General features: G+C 70.6%; 11 protein-coding genes and 2 pseudogenes. 8 read left to right on the forward strand and 5 right to left on the reverse strand.

Going from position 1 to position 14,742, the window contains the following annotated elements; genetic code table 11:
• Positions 1-69: 69 nt before the first annotated feature.
• The gene (locus ACIBJF_RS17320; RefSeq protein ID WP_399174546.1) at positions 70-1,482 is read right to left on the reverse strand and encodes an alpha/beta fold hydrolase; all 1,413 of its coding nucleotides are present in this window, start codon (positions 1,480-1,482) and stop codon (positions 70-72) included.
• Positions 1,483-1,658: 176 nt separating this feature from the next.
• Positions 1,659-2,486, reverse strand: a pseudogene (locus ACIBJF_RS17325) (radical SAM protein); the annotation flags it as partial.
• 9 nt (positions 2,487-2,495) lie between these two features.
• On the opposite strand from ACIBJF_RS17325, the gene ACIBJF_RS17330 reads away from it, so the two are divergent.
• Both ACIBJF_RS17330 and ACIBJF_RS17335 read left to right on the forward strand, forming a co-directional pair.
• A complete protein-coding gene (locus ACIBJF_RS17330) occupies positions 2,496-3,929 on the forward strand; it encodes a recombinase family protein (protein WP_399174547.1) in 1,434 nt (477 codons plus the stop codon).
• 973 nt (positions 3,930-4,902) lie between these two features.
• On the forward strand, positions 4,903-5,415 hold the full coding sequence (locus tag ACIBJF_RS17335) for a hypothetical protein (RefSeq protein WP_399174548.1): 513 nt from the start codon (positions 4,903-4,905) through the stop codon (positions 5,413-5,415).
• A gap of 55 nt (positions 5,416-5,470) precedes the next feature.
• On the opposite strand, the gene ACIBJF_RS17340 is transcribed toward ACIBJF_RS17335, so the two are convergent.
• Positions 5,471-5,728 (reverse strand): hypothetical protein, encoded by a 258-nt coding sequence (locus ACIBJF_RS17340; protein WP_399174549.1) that lies wholly within the window; start codon positions 5,726-5,728, stop codon positions 5,471-5,473.
• 229 nt (positions 5,729-5,957) lie between these two features.
• On the opposite strand from ACIBJF_RS17340, the gene ACIBJF_RS17345 reads away from it, so the two are divergent.
• Entirely contained in the window at positions 5,958-6,299 is a 342-nt protein-coding gene (locus ACIBJF_RS17345) for a hypothetical protein (protein WP_399174550.1), read from the forward strand.
• Between the two features lie 30 nt (positions 6,300-6,329).
• On the opposite strand, the gene ACIBJF_RS17350 is transcribed toward ACIBJF_RS17345, so the two are convergent.
• Positions 6,330-7,097, reverse strand: coding sequence for a GntR family transcriptional regulator (locus ACIBJF_RS17350; protein WP_399174551.1), 768 nt, complete (start codon positions 7,095-7,097; stop codon positions 6,330-6,332).
• A gap of 134 nt (positions 7,098-7,231) precedes the next feature.
• Between ACIBJF_RS17350 and ACIBJF_RS17355 the strand changes: the two genes are divergently transcribed.
• Both ACIBJF_RS17355 and ACIBJF_RS17360 read left to right on the forward strand, forming a co-directional pair.
• Positions 7,232-7,747 (forward strand): hypothetical protein, encoded by a 516-nt coding sequence (locus ACIBJF_RS17355; protein WP_399174552.1) that lies wholly within the window; start codon positions 7,232-7,234, stop codon positions 7,745-7,747.
• Positions 7,744-8,139 carry a DUF6415 family natural product biosynthesis protein gene (locus tag ACIBJF_RS17360; protein ID WP_399174553.1) on the forward strand — a complete coding sequence of 132 codons (396 nt, stop codon included), beginning with the start codon at positions 7,744-7,746 and terminating at the stop codon, positions 8,137-8,139. The genes ACIBJF_RS17355 and ACIBJF_RS17360 overlap by 4 nt, the downstream gene beginning before the upstream one ends.
• 476 nt (positions 8,140-8,615) lie before the next feature.
• On the opposite strand, the pseudogene ACIBJF_RS17365 reads toward ACIBJF_RS17360, so the two are convergent.
• Positions 8,616-8,843 (reverse strand): annotated as a pseudogene (locus ACIBJF_RS17365) (radical SAM protein); the annotation flags it as partial.
• A gap of 159 nt (positions 8,844-9,002) precedes the next feature.
• On the opposite strand from ACIBJF_RS17365, the gene ACIBJF_RS17370 reads away from it, so the two are divergent.
• The 3 genes from ACIBJF_RS17370 to ACIBJF_RS17380 all read left to right on the forward strand — a co-directional run bounded on the left by ACIBJF_RS17370 (position 9,003) and on the right by ACIBJF_RS17380 (position 14,640).
• On the forward strand, positions 9,003-9,446 hold the full coding sequence (locus ACIBJF_RS17370; protein ID WP_351803685.1) for an SRPBCC family protein: 444 nt from the start codon (positions 9,003-9,005) through the stop codon (positions 9,444-9,446).
• 152 nt (positions 9,447-9,598) lie between these two features.
• The gene (locus ACIBJF_RS17375) at positions 9,599-11,998 is read left to right on the forward strand and encodes an MFS transporter (RefSeq protein ID WP_399174554.1); all 2,400 of its coding nucleotides are present in this window, start codon (positions 9,599-9,601) and stop codon (positions 11,996-11,998) included.
• 185 nt (positions 11,999-12,183) lie between these two features.
• Positions 12,184-14,640 (forward strand): SpoIIE family protein phosphatase, encoded by a 2,457-nt coding sequence (locus tag ACIBJF_RS17380; protein WP_399174555.1) that lies wholly within the window; start codon positions 12,184-12,186, stop codon positions 14,638-14,640.
• The last annotated feature ends 102 nt before the right edge of the window (positions 14,641-14,742 follow it).

Raw genomic sequence — 14,742 nt, forward strand, 5'->3', positions numbered from 1 at the left:
GAACAGCCGGCCGAACGGAGCAAGCACGCCACCCCGGCCTGCTGGCCCCGCACGGACATCGGGTGGGCATCACCTCATTACGTGATGACTCTTAGCGGCGAAAGCCCAGCAGGCCAAGGCCATGCCGCCGCCCTCCTCGACCACCAGGCTGGAGCGGGCGAGCAGCTGGTGGACCGTGACACCGCCGGGGTACGGCGTGGCCGCGTCGTGCGTCGCCTGGAAGAGCAGCACCGGCGGCAGCTTGGCGTTGGCGATGTTCACCGGCGTGCGCTTCGCGGTCGGCCAGAACGCACACGGCGCGTTGTACCAGGCGTTGTTCCAGGCCATGAAGGGCGCCTTGCCGTACACCTCCCACGTCTCCGCGCGCCACCGGTTCCAACTGCCCGGCCATGACGTGTCACGGCACTGCACCGCCGAGTAGACGCTGTAGCCGTTGTCCCCCGAGCCGTTCACCGCGCCGAAGTTCCGGTACGCCTCCACCAGCGGCCCGGTCTTCCGCTCGCGCACGTACGCCGCGAACGCCTCGGCGAGGTAGGGCCAGTAGCCGTTGTAGTAGCCGCCGGGGATGAAGGTGTCCTCCAACTCGGAGGCGCCCACCTTGCCGTCGGCCGGCTGCTTCGCCAGGGCCGCCCGCATCGCGTACCACTCGGCCTCGATCTTCCCTGGATCCGTGCCCAGGTGGTACGTGGAGTCGTACCGGGCGATCCAGGCCATCAGCGCGCGATGGCGGTCGTTGAACGCGTAGTCCTGGCCGAGGTTGTCCGCGTACCACACGCCGGCCGGGTCGACGACCGAGTCCAGCACCAGGCGGCGGACCCGGTTCGGGTACAGCTTCGCGTAGACCGCGCCGAGGTAGGTGCCGTAGGAGTAGCCGAAGTAGCTGATCCTCGGCGCGCCGAGCGCCCGGCGGATGGAGTCCATGTCGCGTACGGCGCTGACGGTGTCGATGTACGGCAGCACGCCGGCGTACTTGCGGCCGCAGTCGGCGGCGAAGGACCTGGCGCGGGCGAGGTTGGTCCGCTCCAGCGCGGCCGTGGCGGGCAGGGTGTCCGGGCGCACCGTCCTGAAGTGGCCCGGCGCGCGGTTCAGGGCCGGGCTGCTGCGGCCCACCCCGCGCGGGTCGAAGCCGACGACGTCGTACTGCGCGGCGACGCTCCGGGGCAGTGCGGAGGCGACGAACCCGGCGAGCGTCAGTCCGCTGCCACCGGGCCCGCCGGGGTTGACCAACAGCGGTCCCTGCGAGGTCTTTGCGGTGTGCGGGACGCGGGAGAGGGCGAGCGTGATCTGCCGGCCGGACGGCTTCGCGTGGTCCAACGGCACTTTCAGGGAGGCGCACTGGAGCGTGGGATAGTCGCCGGTGCCGCACTTCTTCCAGGCGAGCCGCGCGGCGGGGGCGGCCGGGGCCCCGTGCGCGGGCAGAGCGGTGACCGAGCCCGCCAGCACTGCGGTGGCTGCGTACAGCACGGCTGCGCGTGTTCTCATGCGTCCTCCCGGGACAGCGGTGGCGGCGGACAGCGAGGTCACATCTTCCGCCGCATCGCCCCGGAATCGGCGCTCTGAAGAACGCGTTATAGGCATAGTTGACCCGATTGGGGTGACCGAGGTCCTCGAAACGCCCTCACCCGAGGCCGGGCACCGCTCTCACTCGGGGGACGTGCTCACATGAGGGAGAGCTGGGTGGGTTCGGCCACGGCCGGGGGCTCGGCCGGCTGCGCCGGGCGGATCCGGCGGGCCAGGCCCGGGCGGCTGGGCCCGATGCCGTACTCCTGGGCCAGCTCGTGCACCTGACGGGTGATCCGGCGCTGGTACCACTTGGGCGCGTAGGCGCCCTCCGCGTACAGCCGCTCGTAACGCCGTACCAGGTAGGGATGGTGCTGCCCGAGCCATGCCATGAACCACTCCCGCGCGCCGGGCCGCAGATGCAGCACCAGGGGAGTGACGGAGGCGGCCCCGGCCGCCGCGATCTCCCGTACGGTAGCGCGCAGTTGAGCCGGATGGTCACTCAGGAACGGGATGACCGGGGCCATCAGCACCCCGCAGCCGATGCCGTGCTCGCCCAGGGTGCGTACGACCTCCAGGCGGCGTTCCGGCGCGGGCGTGCCCGGCTCCACCATGCGCCACAGCGCGGGGTCGAGGAAGCCGACGGAGACCGAAATGCCGATGTCCGTCACCTCCGCCGCCCGGACCAGCAGGTCCAGGTCGCGCAGGATCAGGGTGCCCTTGGTGAGGATCGAGAACGGGTTGGCGTGCTCGGTCAGGGCGGAGATGATGCCCGGCATCAGGCGGTAGCGGCCCTCGGCGCGCTGGTAGCAGTCGACGTTCGTGCCCATCGCCACGTGGTCGCCCTGCCAGCGGCGGGAGGCGAGCTGGCGGCGCAGCACCTCGGGCGCGTTCACCTTGACGACGATCTGGGTGTCGAAGCCGATGCCGGTGTCGAGGTCCAGATAGCCGTGCGTCTTGCGCGCGAAACAGTAGACGCACGTATACTTCCGGGAGTGACACCATTTCAGAGGGGCGCCACCTACGAGCGGATCTCCAAGGCCGACGCAGGTGATGAGGACGGGGTCATTCGCCAGGGGGAGGACACGGCCGAACTCGCCCAGCGGCGCGGCATCCCCATCGAGGGCCGGCGCTTCCGTGACAACGACAAGTCGGCCACGCACGGCAAGCACAGGCCGGACTACGAACGCCTCATGGCTGCCGTGAAGCGCGGGGAAGTCGACGTCATCATCGTCTACATGCTCGGCCGGTTGTGGCGAAACCGGCGAGAACGGGCCGAAGGGATGGAGATCCTCCGCAAGCACGGCGTGAGCGTGCTGTGCGTGAAGGGCCCCGAGCTGGACCTGACGACCGCCGCGGGTCGCCTGCTGGCCGGACTCCTGGGCGAGGTCGACACCTTCGAAGTCGAGCAGATGTCGGAGCGCGAGCAGCGCGAGATGCGGCAGCGCGTCGAGCGCGGCCAGGTCCCCACCGGGCCACGCTGCTACGGATACACCGCGGATGGCTCCGAGGTCATCGACAGCGAGGCCGCCGAGGTGCGCAAGATGTTCGAAGCCATCGCGGCCGGTGCCACCCTCTCGGGTATCGCCACAGACCTGAACAGGCGTGAGGTCCTCAACCGCAACGGCAAGCCCTGGTCTCACAACTCCGTGCGCTACATGCTTCAGAACGAGCGGTACGCGGGCCTGCGCGAGTACAACGGCACCACGTACGCAGGGAAGTGGCCGGCCATCGTCACCGAGGACCAGTGGCGCCAGGCGGTCGCCATGATCACCGACCCCTCGAGGAAGACCTCGCCTGGTCCGGCCCGCAAGTGGCTGCTTTCCGGGATCGCCCTGTGCGCGATATGCGGTGACGGCACGACCGTGACCAGCGCCCAATCCGTATCGAGCGCCGGCGGGAAGTCGTACGCCTCCTACCGCACCTACAAATGCCGCGGCCCGGTGAAGCACTTGAGCCGCAAGGCCGACCCGATCGACGGGCTGATCGCTGGCACGGAACCGGGACAGCCGCTCGGCATAGTGCCGCGGCTCCTGGTGAGGGAAGACGCGGCGGGGCTTCTCCTGGACGACGAACGCCCGGACATGGAGGAGCTGACCGCGAAGGCCGCGGCGCTCAGGGCTCGCCTCAGGAACATGACCGATGCGTTCGCCGATGACGACGAGGCCGACGCGCTGGAGTTCAAAAGGGCTGTGCGCCGGGTGAAGGATCGGCTGGCGGAGATCGAGCAGCAGATGACCAGTCCGGCGCGTGCGGCCGTCCTGGGCGACCTGGTCCGCTCGGATGACCCTGTGGCGATGTGGGCCGCCCTGCCCTTGGATCGCAAGCGAGCCGCCGTCGACATGCTGATGACCGTCACGATCCATCGGGGCAAGCCAGGCAGGGGCTTCGACCCCGAGAGCGTCGAGATCGTTCCGAAGATCGGATAGCGCAGAGGCCCCTCCTCGATCGATCCCATGAGACCGTCCAAGAGGGGGCCTGGATCTCACGCCAGGAGTCGCAACGACGCCTGCGTCCTGACGACCGCGCCCACCGTGGCGCCGAGGTAGACGGCTCGGCTGGGCTTGCCGCGAGCCTTCCCGGGCGGCACGGAAGGCTTCCCGTGACCGGCTTTCTGACCGGGCGTGCCGCCTTGGCCGGGAGGGGTCGCCTTGTGCCTGTGACCGGCCGGAGTCGCCTTGCGTGTCGGGCGGTGCGGAGGCGTGCGACGCCTGCCGCGTCCGCGTCTGGCCGGGGGCGCAGTCTGGGCAGGCGCCGAGCTGCCGACCGGCGGTACGCCCGGCGGTGACGGGCTGGTGCTCGGCGAACCGCCAGGAGAAGGCTCAGCGGTGTCCGGCGGCGTGGCGGTCGGGCTGGTGCTGGGCGTGCGTGGCGGTTTGTGCCGCATGGGCGGCGGCGTGTAGACAGCGGTCGGCATCGCCGTGGGCGCAGAGGCCGGCGGGTTGCTGTCGTCGTTGCTCCAGGGCTGCACCGTGATCAGAGTGACCGTGGCCGCGGTGACGGCGGCACTTGTCACCGCGGCGGCGACCTGGACACCGTGGTGGCGCAGAGCCCGTCGGCTGCCTGCGCTGAAGGCGGCAAGGGCCGCGACGCCGCCGCCGATGTAGAGCCCCAGATGGCCTTTGCGGCGCACCGGCCGGGGCGTGTCGGGCGGAGACTCGGCCGGGCTGTGGCCGTTGACGACGGCTGCCTGTGGCAGCGGCTCGTCATTCGCCGCCGTGGTCGCGTTCTTCGTCCACTGGCGCGCCGAGAACCTGGCAGGCAGCTCCGCCGCCTACGGACCCTGGCCTTCCCGCTGTCCCAACAGGATGAGCACGACGCTGCGTTCGACGGAAGAGGTGTACGCTCGAAGCGGCTGTCCCGTCGGGGGATGGCGTCACCTGCGTCCTATCGGAGGACACCATGGCCCTTTCCAGGTTTGCCCGTGACTTCGCTGCAGAAATTGCGCAGCACGATTGGTCCGACGCCCCCTATCGGCGGGACCGAGCGGGCCACGACCGCTCCCGCGACTCGAAGAGCGGCGCGCAGGTTCTGTCGGACTCTGAAATAGAGAGTCTCCTGACGAACGTCATGTGGGTCACGGCCCAGGTGCTGGGCTACCACGACCCGAACTTCGACGTCTTCGAGTTCGCCGAGGCGTGCGGAGTGAACATCCGGACCAGTCGCGGGGCCAAGAGCGGCGTCATCGATGCTGGTCTGCGCGCGCCATACGGACGCTACATGCGGCCGGGCACCTGGGAGTTCGACCCGGTGACTGAGGTCGTCACCACGGAGACCAGCGACTTCTACCACGCCACTGAGAAGTGCTGGGACTTCCAACGGGGCTACCGCGGGGCACGGCTCATCAAGTTCAACGTCGAGGAAGTCCCGGCGCGGTGGAAGCCGTGCAAGTGCATGACGGTCGATCAACTCTGACATCGAAGCAGCCCCCGTCGCCTTCGGGCGACGGGGGCGCTTTCGTGTGCCTCGGCTACTTTGCTTCCTTGGCCTTCAGTTTCTCGTCCATCCAGTTGTAGGCCGCGGCGCTGCCCTGCTTGCCGGGGGACAGCTTGACGATCGCGTGGTCTTCAGGCTTCCCGCTGAGGTACGCCTCGGTGATCACGTACGGCGTGCCGTCCAGGCGGAAGCGGACGCTGCCGTCGGAGTAGGCGCGGATGCGGACGGTGCGGCCGTCGGGGAGTTCGATGGGATCGGTCGCGTACACGCAATCGACAGTCTCGTCAGCCATAACAGACCTCCTCAGGTCATAACAGGCCAGTCGTTCAAGGGGCGGACGCTACTCGTGATCGCGTTTCAAGAGCAATGGCCCTGATAGTGGAGCGCGAGATAGACGGACGGGCGACTGCGCTACGCCGACGCGCGCTTGGTGTTCCGGTCGATAGCCCGGCAGTGGGGGCGCAAGAGTTGGGCGCCGCGCCCGTATCGGCAGGTGCTGGCCGCCCGCTATGGCGTGGTCAGTGAAAAGCCTGGTCGATCCGGTCTCTCGACGGGACGATGTGGCCATGGCCAGATCTAGACGGGAACGCAAGGCTGATCGGCGTGAACTCCGGGCCATGCACGAATGGCTTACGCAAGATGCCGTGATGCGAGGAAGGCCGGCGCCCCCGCCGTTGTCGCCGACCCTGAGGCAGCTCGTTGCGGCATACGTGCATCACTGGAGGCGAGCAGCCAGGAAGTCGGCCGAGGACCCGACCAAAACAGTGGTCGTCGGGATCGTCGCGATCAAGTGGATCGGGGCTGCCCTGTTCCTGCTGGCAGTAGCCATCGGGGTCGTCTACACCGTCGTCACGGGCAGCTGACCCAGAGACCACACTGACGGCCGGGCAGCCTCAGGGCAGCTTCGGCTCGTCGATGGGGATCTCGTAGGCGATCTCCCAACGCACGTCCGGCACAACGATGTCGGCCGTCTCCACGGGCCGCCCGTCGCGGTCGTAGTAGGTGCGCTCGATCCGCGTGAGCAAGTCGCCGACGCTGATACCGAGCAAGTTCGCCTCTTCCTGCGTGGCCCGGCCCGGGCGCGGCACCTCGACCGCGATATCGATGGCGACGCCGATGGAGCGCATGCGCTCGACGACGCCCATGCCGGCGAGCGGCCCCATCTCCGGCAGGACGATGGGCGTGCCGTCGGTGACGGCCATCGGCTCCCAGGACTCCGACAACTGCACAGGCTGCCCGTCGGCGAGGAACTCGTAGTTGGTTCGCACACAGGGGTCACCCGGCTCGATGGCGAGGCGCTGCGCGATGTACTCGGGGGCCGGGACGCGGGCCTGGCTGCGGGACTCCCAGCTGCCCCGGCGGCCCTGCTCGCTCATGTCGGCGCGGAAGGGGCTGCCGCCACGCTGCTCGCGATGGCGTGAGCGCACCATCCGCAGCCGCTCACGCGGGGCGCACACGTAGGTGCCGGAACCAGCCCGGCCTTCGAGGATGCCTTCGATGATCAGGCGTTCCATCGCACGCTGGGTGACGTTGCGGCCGACCCCGTATTCCTCGGCGAGCTGGGCACGTGACGGCAGGCGTTCGCCGACGGCCCACTCGCCCGCGCGGACGCGGCGGCGCAGGTCGTCCGCGACGTGGCGATACGGGGCCTCTCGCGGCATGCGGCTCTCTCCGTGCTGCCCCGCCAGTGCAGGGGCGTGGTCCGGCTTGCGTCGACGTTGACAAGCTACTGCATCAGGTGGAAGCTACTTAAGTAGAAATACCGTACGTGATCAAGCGCTCACCTGGGAGACCCGTGCGTCCGAAGGTTGAAAGCATCGCCGCGCGACTGGCCGCGGCCACGGGCTCCGAGGTGCACCGCGAAGAGATACCGGCCGGCGTCCGCCTGGTGGTCGATCTCCCGCCAGAACTTGGGGAGGTCGAACGAAAGGAAGTGCTGGCCGCCCTGGCCAGCGCCGACGAGTACGGGCACCGACGCACTGACGGCGGTGACTCCGTGTGGGCGCTGGTCCATAGCGACACCACCGAGCACAAGCCCGGCGACCGCGTGACCGGTCCCGGGAGTGGCCAACGCTCAAACCAGCGAGGGAGCGTCGACATGACGAACGGTACCGCCCGGCCCCCGGCGAGCGCACGGGGCAGCGGAATGACGATGCGGGTCTATACCGTGAACCGCTACGGCGTGATCACCCGGGTCCGCGGCATGGTCACCGTGGCGTTCGGCAATCAGCCGCTGCCGGTGGGCCTGGACACCGAGTTCCCGCCATGCACGTGCCCGCGCTGCCGGGCCGGACAGGCGGTGAACCGGTGAACGCCGCGGTGAAGCAGGACAACGATACGGCCCTGGTCGACATCGAGACGATGCGCGAGACCGCGGCCCTACTGCTCGGTCCCGACGACGGGCCCGACGCCCTGCCGCCCGTCCCCACCGAGCTGGACACCCTCACCACGATGCTGCGCGGCCACCTGGCGCTGCTCATCCCCGAGGTCGAGGCGAAGGCCGGGCGGCTGCCCAAGGACAGCGTCCCCCGGTACACCGCGCTCGCCTGCGCCGGAGAGGCCCGCAGGAAGCTCGGCGTCGGCGACGGATGCACACCGGCCGTCCGCGTGGCCGTGGCGCGCAAGTTCGCCCGCTCCCTCAACGCCCTGTGCCGCCACTACGAGCGGCTGGACGGCCAGGCCCCGACGGGCGAGCAGTCGTGAAGACGATCATCGGCCTGCTCGTGTACGTGGCCGCCGTCTCGGCCCCAGTCCTCGCCCTGGTGCTGGCGCGGACCCCGCACTGACGCACCCCCATGGCGGCCGCTCCGGGTCAGGGCCGCACCCCAGACCCCGTCTCGCCGGTCTCCGCAAGAGCCGGTGAGGCGGGCCCGCCCGCCCCGCTGGTGTCCCGCAAGACGCCGGCGGGGCGGGTTCGCCATTTGTGGCTCACCGACGGCCCGTGCGGCTGGTCGTGCGGGCGCGCAGGAGCAGCCATCCTCGGTCTCCGGTGCCTTCCTCCTGGCGGATGGTTGGCCCGTCGAGCAGGGAGGCGTAAGCGGCCGCCCCTGCTTGCTTATCGGGGGCCTGATTCGGAGCCGAGGTGCTAGGTATCGCCCACGACATGTCCTTCCAGGCCCTGTCTGCACCTGTTGAGCTGGGCATGGAACCTCCCCAGAGAAATAGTGTCATTGAGCGAAGTGCACGTACGCGTGCGTGCAGCCCCGGTACGGGTTCACGGTCCACTCGAACGGCATGCGCGAGGCCCCCGGCACCCGGTTGAGCACCGAGCGCGCCCGGACCTCGTGGAAGGTGATCCCTCTGAACTCGGGCGTGTCGAAGGTGCGGGTGGTGACGGCGTCCGCGCCGAACAGCGCGGTCTCGGCCCGGCCGTGTTCGCCCTCGCCCGTGAGGTTCTCCCAGCGCATGACGCCTCCTCGCTAGCACTGCGCACACAATAGAACATATGTTCCCATGATCGTGCGACCCCAGGTGAGGACCCTTGGCGGCGGCCCCCGATTTGGGCGGCCGGGCACCGGGGTGGTTGGCTTTCCCCAACCCCGAGAAACCAGGTGTGGAGGAACGCAATGGCGCAGGTCGAGGCCACTACGGAGCGGGTCGTCGCGGCGGACGCGGAGAAGGTGTTCGACGCCCTCGCCGACTACCGCGGCACGCGGCAGAAGCTGCTGCCCGAGCACTTCAGCGAGTACGAGGTCCGCGAGGGCGGCGACGGCGAGGGCACCCTCGTCCACTGGAAGCTTCAGGCCACCAGCAAGCGGGTGCGCGACTGCCTGCTGGAGGTCAGCGAGCCCACCGACGGCGAGCTGGTCGAGAAGGACCGCAACTCCTCCATGGTCACCACCTGGCGCGTCACCCCCGCCGGCGAGGGCAGGTCCCGGGTCGTCGTCACCACCACCTGGAAGGGTGCCGGCGGCATCGGCGGCTTCTTCGAGAAGACCTTCGCGCCCAAGGGCCTGGGCCGGATCTACGACGCCGTGCTCGCGAGGCTCGCCGCCGAGGTCGAGAAGTAGCTCCAAGGCTCCACCGGTGAAGGGGTGTTGTGCCCCTTCACTGGTTCGAGTGGATCTCTCTTCCGCCTGGAACGATGCCGTAACTCGTCCCAGTTGTTCACAGTTGACGCTTGATGCGGGAAATGTGGCAGGTGTGACGAGGGGAGCGGTACGTGGGCGGCACGACACTCGCGGAGCAGGGGCCGGTGGTGACACCGGCCGAGGGCGATACCGTCGCCGCGCCGCAGGCTCCCGCTCCGGCCGCCGAACTGGGCGCGCCCCGCGTGCGGTTGGTGTTCTTCGGGTTGATGCTCGCCCTGCTCCTCGCGGCGCTCGACCAGATGATCGTCGCGACCGCGCTGCCCAAGATCGTCGGCGAACTGCACGGCCTGGACCGGATGTCCTGGGCGATCACCGCCTATCTGCTCACCTCCACCATCGGCCTGCCGCTCTACGGCAAGCTCGGCGACCTCTTCGGCCGCAAGGGCGTCTTCCAGTTCGCCATCGCCGTGTTCGTCGTCGGCTCCGCGCTCGCCGGCCGGGCGCAGTCCATGGACCAGCTGATCGCCTTCCGCGCGATCCAGGGCGTCGGCGCGGGCGGGCTCATGATCGGTGTGCAGGCGATCATTGCCGACGTCGTGCCGCCCCGGCAGCGCGGCCGCTACATGGGCCTGATCGGCGCGGCCTTCGGCCTCGCCTCCGTCGCCGGGCCCCTGCTCGGCGGTTACTTCACCGACCACCTCTCCTGGCGCTGGTGCTTCTACATCAACGTCCCCTTCGGGCTGGTCACCCTGGGCGTCGTCACCCTCGTCCTGAAGCTCCCCAAGCCGCCGAGCCGGGGCCGTCTCGACGTCCTCGGCGCCCTGCTGCTTGCCGCCGCCTCCACCTGCCTGGTGCTGCTGACCAGTTGGGGCGGCATCGAGTACGCGTGGGGATCCCGGCAGATCATCGGCCTCGGGGCGGGCGCGTGCGCGGCCGTCGTCCTCTTCCTCGTCGCCGAGCGCTTCGCCGCCGAACCCCTCATCCCGCTGCGGCTGTTCCGCGACTCCGTCTTCAACGTCAGCGCACTGGTGGGCCTGGTGATCGGCGTCGCCCTGTTCGGCGCCGCCAGCTATCTGCCGACCTTCCTGCAGATGGTCGACGGGGCCAGCGCCACCGAGTCCGGGCTGCTGATGCTGCCCATGATGGCCGGGATCGTCGGCGCCTCCATCATCGGCGGGCAGCTCATCAGCCACACCGGCCGCTACAAGATCTTCCCTGTGCTCGGCGGTGCCGTCTCGGCCGCCGGCATGTGGCTGCTGTCCCGGCTCGAAGTGGACACCCCCAGGCTGCACTACAGCATCTGGATGGCCGTCCTCGGCGCCGGCATCGGCATGGTGATGCCCGTCCTCGTCCTCGCCGTGCAGAACTCCGTACGGCCCGCCGACCTCGGCACTGCCACCAGTGCCAACAACTATTTCCGGCAGATCGGCGGCAGCGTCGGCGCCGCGATCTTCGGCACCCTCTTCGCCGACCGCCTCGCCTCCGCGCTGCACAAGGAGCTGCCCTCGCGCGCGGGCGCGGCGCTGCCCGACCCCGAGTCCATCACCCCGCAGCTCGTCCACGCGCTGCCCCCGGCGCTGCGCGACGCCTACATCCGCGCCTACGCCGACGCGATGCCCCGGATCTTCCTCTACCTCGTCCCGGTGCTCGTCCTCGGCCTGCTCATCGCCTTCTTCCTCAAGGAGAAACCTCTGGTGTCCCACCCCACCGCCGAAACCGAGCCCGAGACCGTGAACACACCCATCCCCCCACAGGCCCGTGCGCCCCACGCCGCCGGAATCCCCGTCTGCGGCACGGTCCAGCACCACGACGGCACCGTGGTGCCCCGCGCGGCGCTCACCCTCATCGACGTCGCCGGGCAGCAGATCGGGCGCGGCGCGAGCGGCGAGGACGGACGGTACGCGCTCAGCACGCCGGGCCCCGGGTCGTACGTGCTGATCGCCGCCGCCGGCGGCCACCAGCCGCAGGCCGTCTCCGTCACCGTCGGCGAACGGCCCGTCGAGCTCGACGTCGTGCTCGGGGGCGCCGGACGCCTCGCCGGCAGCGTGTTCACCGCCGACGGCACCCCCGTGCGCGACGCCACCGTCACCCTCACCAATGTGCACGGCGAGGTCGTGGCCACCACCCGCAGCGGCCGCGAGGGCGGCTACGTCATCACCGAACTGGTCGCCGGCGAGTACACCCTCGCCGCCAGCGCCCCCGTCTTCCGCCCGGCCGCCCTCCCGGTCACCGTGCAGGCCGCCCGGGAGACCCGGCAGGACGTCGAACTCGCGGGCGGCGCCGTGCTGCGGGGCACGGTCCGGGCGAGCGGCGGCCGGCCCGTGGAGGACGCGCGCGTGACGCTCCTGGACGCCGCCGGCAACGTCGTCGACACCCTCACCACTTCAGCGGACGGAACGTTCCGGTTCGTCGACCTCTCCTCCGGCGAGTACACCGTTATCGCCGCCGGTTACCCGCCGGTCGCCACCGTGCTGCAGGTGGCGGGCGGCGGCCGTACCGAACGGGACCTGCAGCTGGGACACGAGGACTGACGAGGGCTGACGAGGACTGACGACGACACGGGCAGCGGCGCTTGCAGGCCGCTGAGCTGCGCGCCGGTGCGATCCGGTGAAACCAATTCCAGGATTGCCACACATCGCGACCGGCCGCCGCCGTACCGTAGTGGCGGGCGGCACAGATCGTTTGCGTACAGCCGTGGGGAGAGAGGGCCTGGGCCATGGACCGTGGCAGCGAGCGGGACACACCTCCCGGCCGCGGTGTCGGCGACGCGGCGGCGGGCCGGATTCCGCTGGCCGTGGTCGTCGTCGACCGCGAGGGCCTGGTGTCCCACTGGAGCAGCGGCGCACGGCGCCTGTTCGGCGTCGTCAGGGAGGAGGCCGTCGGGCGGGCCGCGGCCGACCTGCTGCCCGTCGCGGGTGCCCTCCCCGAGGACATGCACGGCGAGGCGATGCCGGACGCCTACGAGCAGTACGACGGGCTCGGCCCCGACTTGGAGGCCTCCCTCGGCGGGCACACCGCCTACGCCACCGCCGGCCGCGCCCGGCTCTTCCCGCACGAGCCGGGCGAGGGCGGCGAGCGGCTCGACGTGCTGTGGTGGGCCTATCCGCTGGTCGGTCCGGGGCCGTCCCGGCTGCTCGTGCTCGCCGCCGACGCCACCCGGCTGCGCGACGAACGCGGCTACGACGACGAGACCGCCGAACGCATCTCGCCCGGCTTCGCCCGCCACACCGAGCTGCCCGCCTCCGACGAGCTCGAACGCCGGCTGCCCGAGATCCTGCCCAGCATGGGCCCGGGCCACAGCGGCCGAATCGTCTCGCAGATGCTGGAACTGGGCTATCCGGTCCTGGAGTTCAGCCAGTTCGACCGGGTGCCCGTCACCCCGTACTGGGGTGTGCCCCGCCGTCCCGGGCGCAAGCGCACCGAGGCCGTCGTGCCGCAGCGGCGGACCCCGCCGGCCGGCGCGGTCCCGGAGGGCGCCGAGCAGGACCTGGAGTACGCCGCCGTGCGCGAGCGGCTGGAGTTCCTCAACGAGGTCAGCTCCGCCATCGGCACCTCCCTCGACCTCGGCGAGACCATCCGCGAGGTCACCAGCGCCGCCGTACCCCGGTTCGCGGACTTCGCCGGCACCCATCTGCGCGCGGCCGTCCTCGCCGGCGAGGGCTTCCCGGACGGCCCGCCGGACGGGCAGACCGTGATGTTCCGGGTGTGGGTCGAGCACAACGACGAACCGGGCCGCTGGGACGACACCGTGCCTGTCGGCGAGGCCTTCGCCTTCCCCGAACACACCCCGTTCTACAAGTGCATGGTCACCGGTGAGCCGGTCCTCGTCCCCAGGGTCACCGAGGAGCTGAGCGAGCGCATCGCCGGCGAGTTCGAGAAGCGGGACCTCAGGCCCCTCATCGGCGGGCGCTCCCTGCTGATCGTGCCGCTCAAGGCCCGCAACGTCGTCCTGGGCTTCATGGTGCTGATGCGCCGCCCGGACCGCCCGGCCTTCGACGACATGGACCGCACCACCGGCGCCGAACTCGCCGCCCGCGCGGGCCTCGTGCTCGACAACGCCCGCATGTACACCTACCAGGAGAACGTCGCCGACACCCTGCAGGACAGCATGCTCCCGCAGGTCACCCCGCGGATGGCGGGCTGCGACATCGCCACTCGCTATCTGCCGGGCACCCGGCTCGGCCGGATCGGCGGCGACTGGTTCGACACGATCAAGCTGCCCGGCTCGCGCACCGCCCTGGTGGTCGGCGACGTCATGGGCCACGGCCTGAACTCTGCCGCGATGATGGGCCAGTTGCGCACCGCCGTACAGACCATGGCCACCATGGAGACCCCGCCCGCCCAGCTCCTGCGCAACCTCGACGACCTCGCCCGCAGACTCGGCGACACCTACCTCGCCACCTGTCTGTACGCCGTCTACGACCCGATCCGCGGCGAACTGCACCTCGCCAACGCCGGACACATCCCGCCCGTGCTGGTCCGCGCCGAGGACGGCTCCAGCGAACTCCTCGACCTGCCCACCGGCGCCCCCATAGGCGTCGGCGGCGTGCCCTTCGAGGCCATCCGGGTCAAGGTCTCGCCCGGCGACCGGCTGGTGCTGTGCACCGACGGCCTGGTCGAGGTGCGCGGCTCCGACATCGGCGAGGGCCTCGCCGCGCTCTGCGAGTCCGCCGCACACCCCGCCGCCTCCATGGACGACGCCTGCGACACCATCATCCGCGCCCTGAACACGCGCGGCGGCCGCAAGGACGACGTCGCCCTGCTCATGGCCCGCCTCAACGGCATCCCCGACGACCACGTCGCCGAATGGCGGCTGGACGCCGACCCGCGCGAGGTCGCCTGGGCCCGCCGCCTGGTGCGCGAACGGCTCCTCGCGTGGGGTCTGCCGCAGGCCGTGGAGACCGCCGAGCTGCTGGTCAGCGAGGTCGTCACCAACGCCGTACGGCATGCCGTGAGCGAGCCCGTCGGGCTGCGCGTGGTCCGCACCGACGCCCTGCTGTTCGAGGTCACCGACGACGAACCCGGGCTGCCCGAGATGCTGGCCGCCGAGCCCTGCGACGAGTCGGGCCGCGGTGTGCGCGTGGTCAGCCGGCTGGCCCGGGAGTGGGGCGCCAGCGGCAGCGGGCACCGCAAGACCGTCTGGTTCGAACAGGCGCTCGCCGGAAGGGAATGACCAGGGGGGCGTGCGCTCTGCCGGTGCGCGCCCCCGCAGGTTGGCCGGGGTCCGTACATCCGGTGAAGGTGGCCTCCAGCCCCTTGCCCGGTTCCAGGGCCG

The sequence above is a fragment of the Streptomyces sp. NPDC050743 genome, from assembly GCF_044456925.1.
Taxonomy (GTDB): domain Bacteria; phylum Actinomycetota; class Actinomycetes; order Streptomycetales; family Streptomycetaceae; genus Streptomyces.

What these genes read in the sequence shown, in the direction of transcription:
- ACIBJF_RS17335 (WP_399174548.1), top strand. Translation starts at nt 4,903, where the DNA reads ATGGCCCTTTCCAGGTTTGCCCGTGACTTCGCTGCAGAAATTGCGCAG.
- ACIBJF_RS17340 (WP_399174549.1), bottom strand. Translation starts at nt 5,728, where the DNA reads ATGGCTGACGAGACTGTCGATTGCGTGTACGCGACCGATCCCATCGAA.
- ACIBJF_RS17320 (WP_399174546.1), bottom strand. Translation starts at nt 1,482, where the DNA reads ATGAGAACACGCGCAGCCGTGCTGTACGCAGCCACCGCAGTGCTGGCG.
- ACIBJF_RS17370 (WP_351803685.1), top strand. Translation starts at nt 9,003, where the DNA reads ATGGCGCAGGTCGAGGCCACTACGGAGCGGGTCGTCGCGGCGGACGCG.
- ACIBJF_RS17380 (WP_399174555.1), top strand. Translation starts at nt 12,184, where the DNA reads ATGGACCGTGGCAGCGAGCGGGACACACCTCCCGGCCGCGGTGTCGGC.
- ACIBJF_RS17350 (WP_399174551.1), bottom strand. Translation starts at nt 7,097, where the DNA reads ATGCCGCGAGAGGCCCCGTATCGCCACGTCGCGGACGACCTGCGCCGC.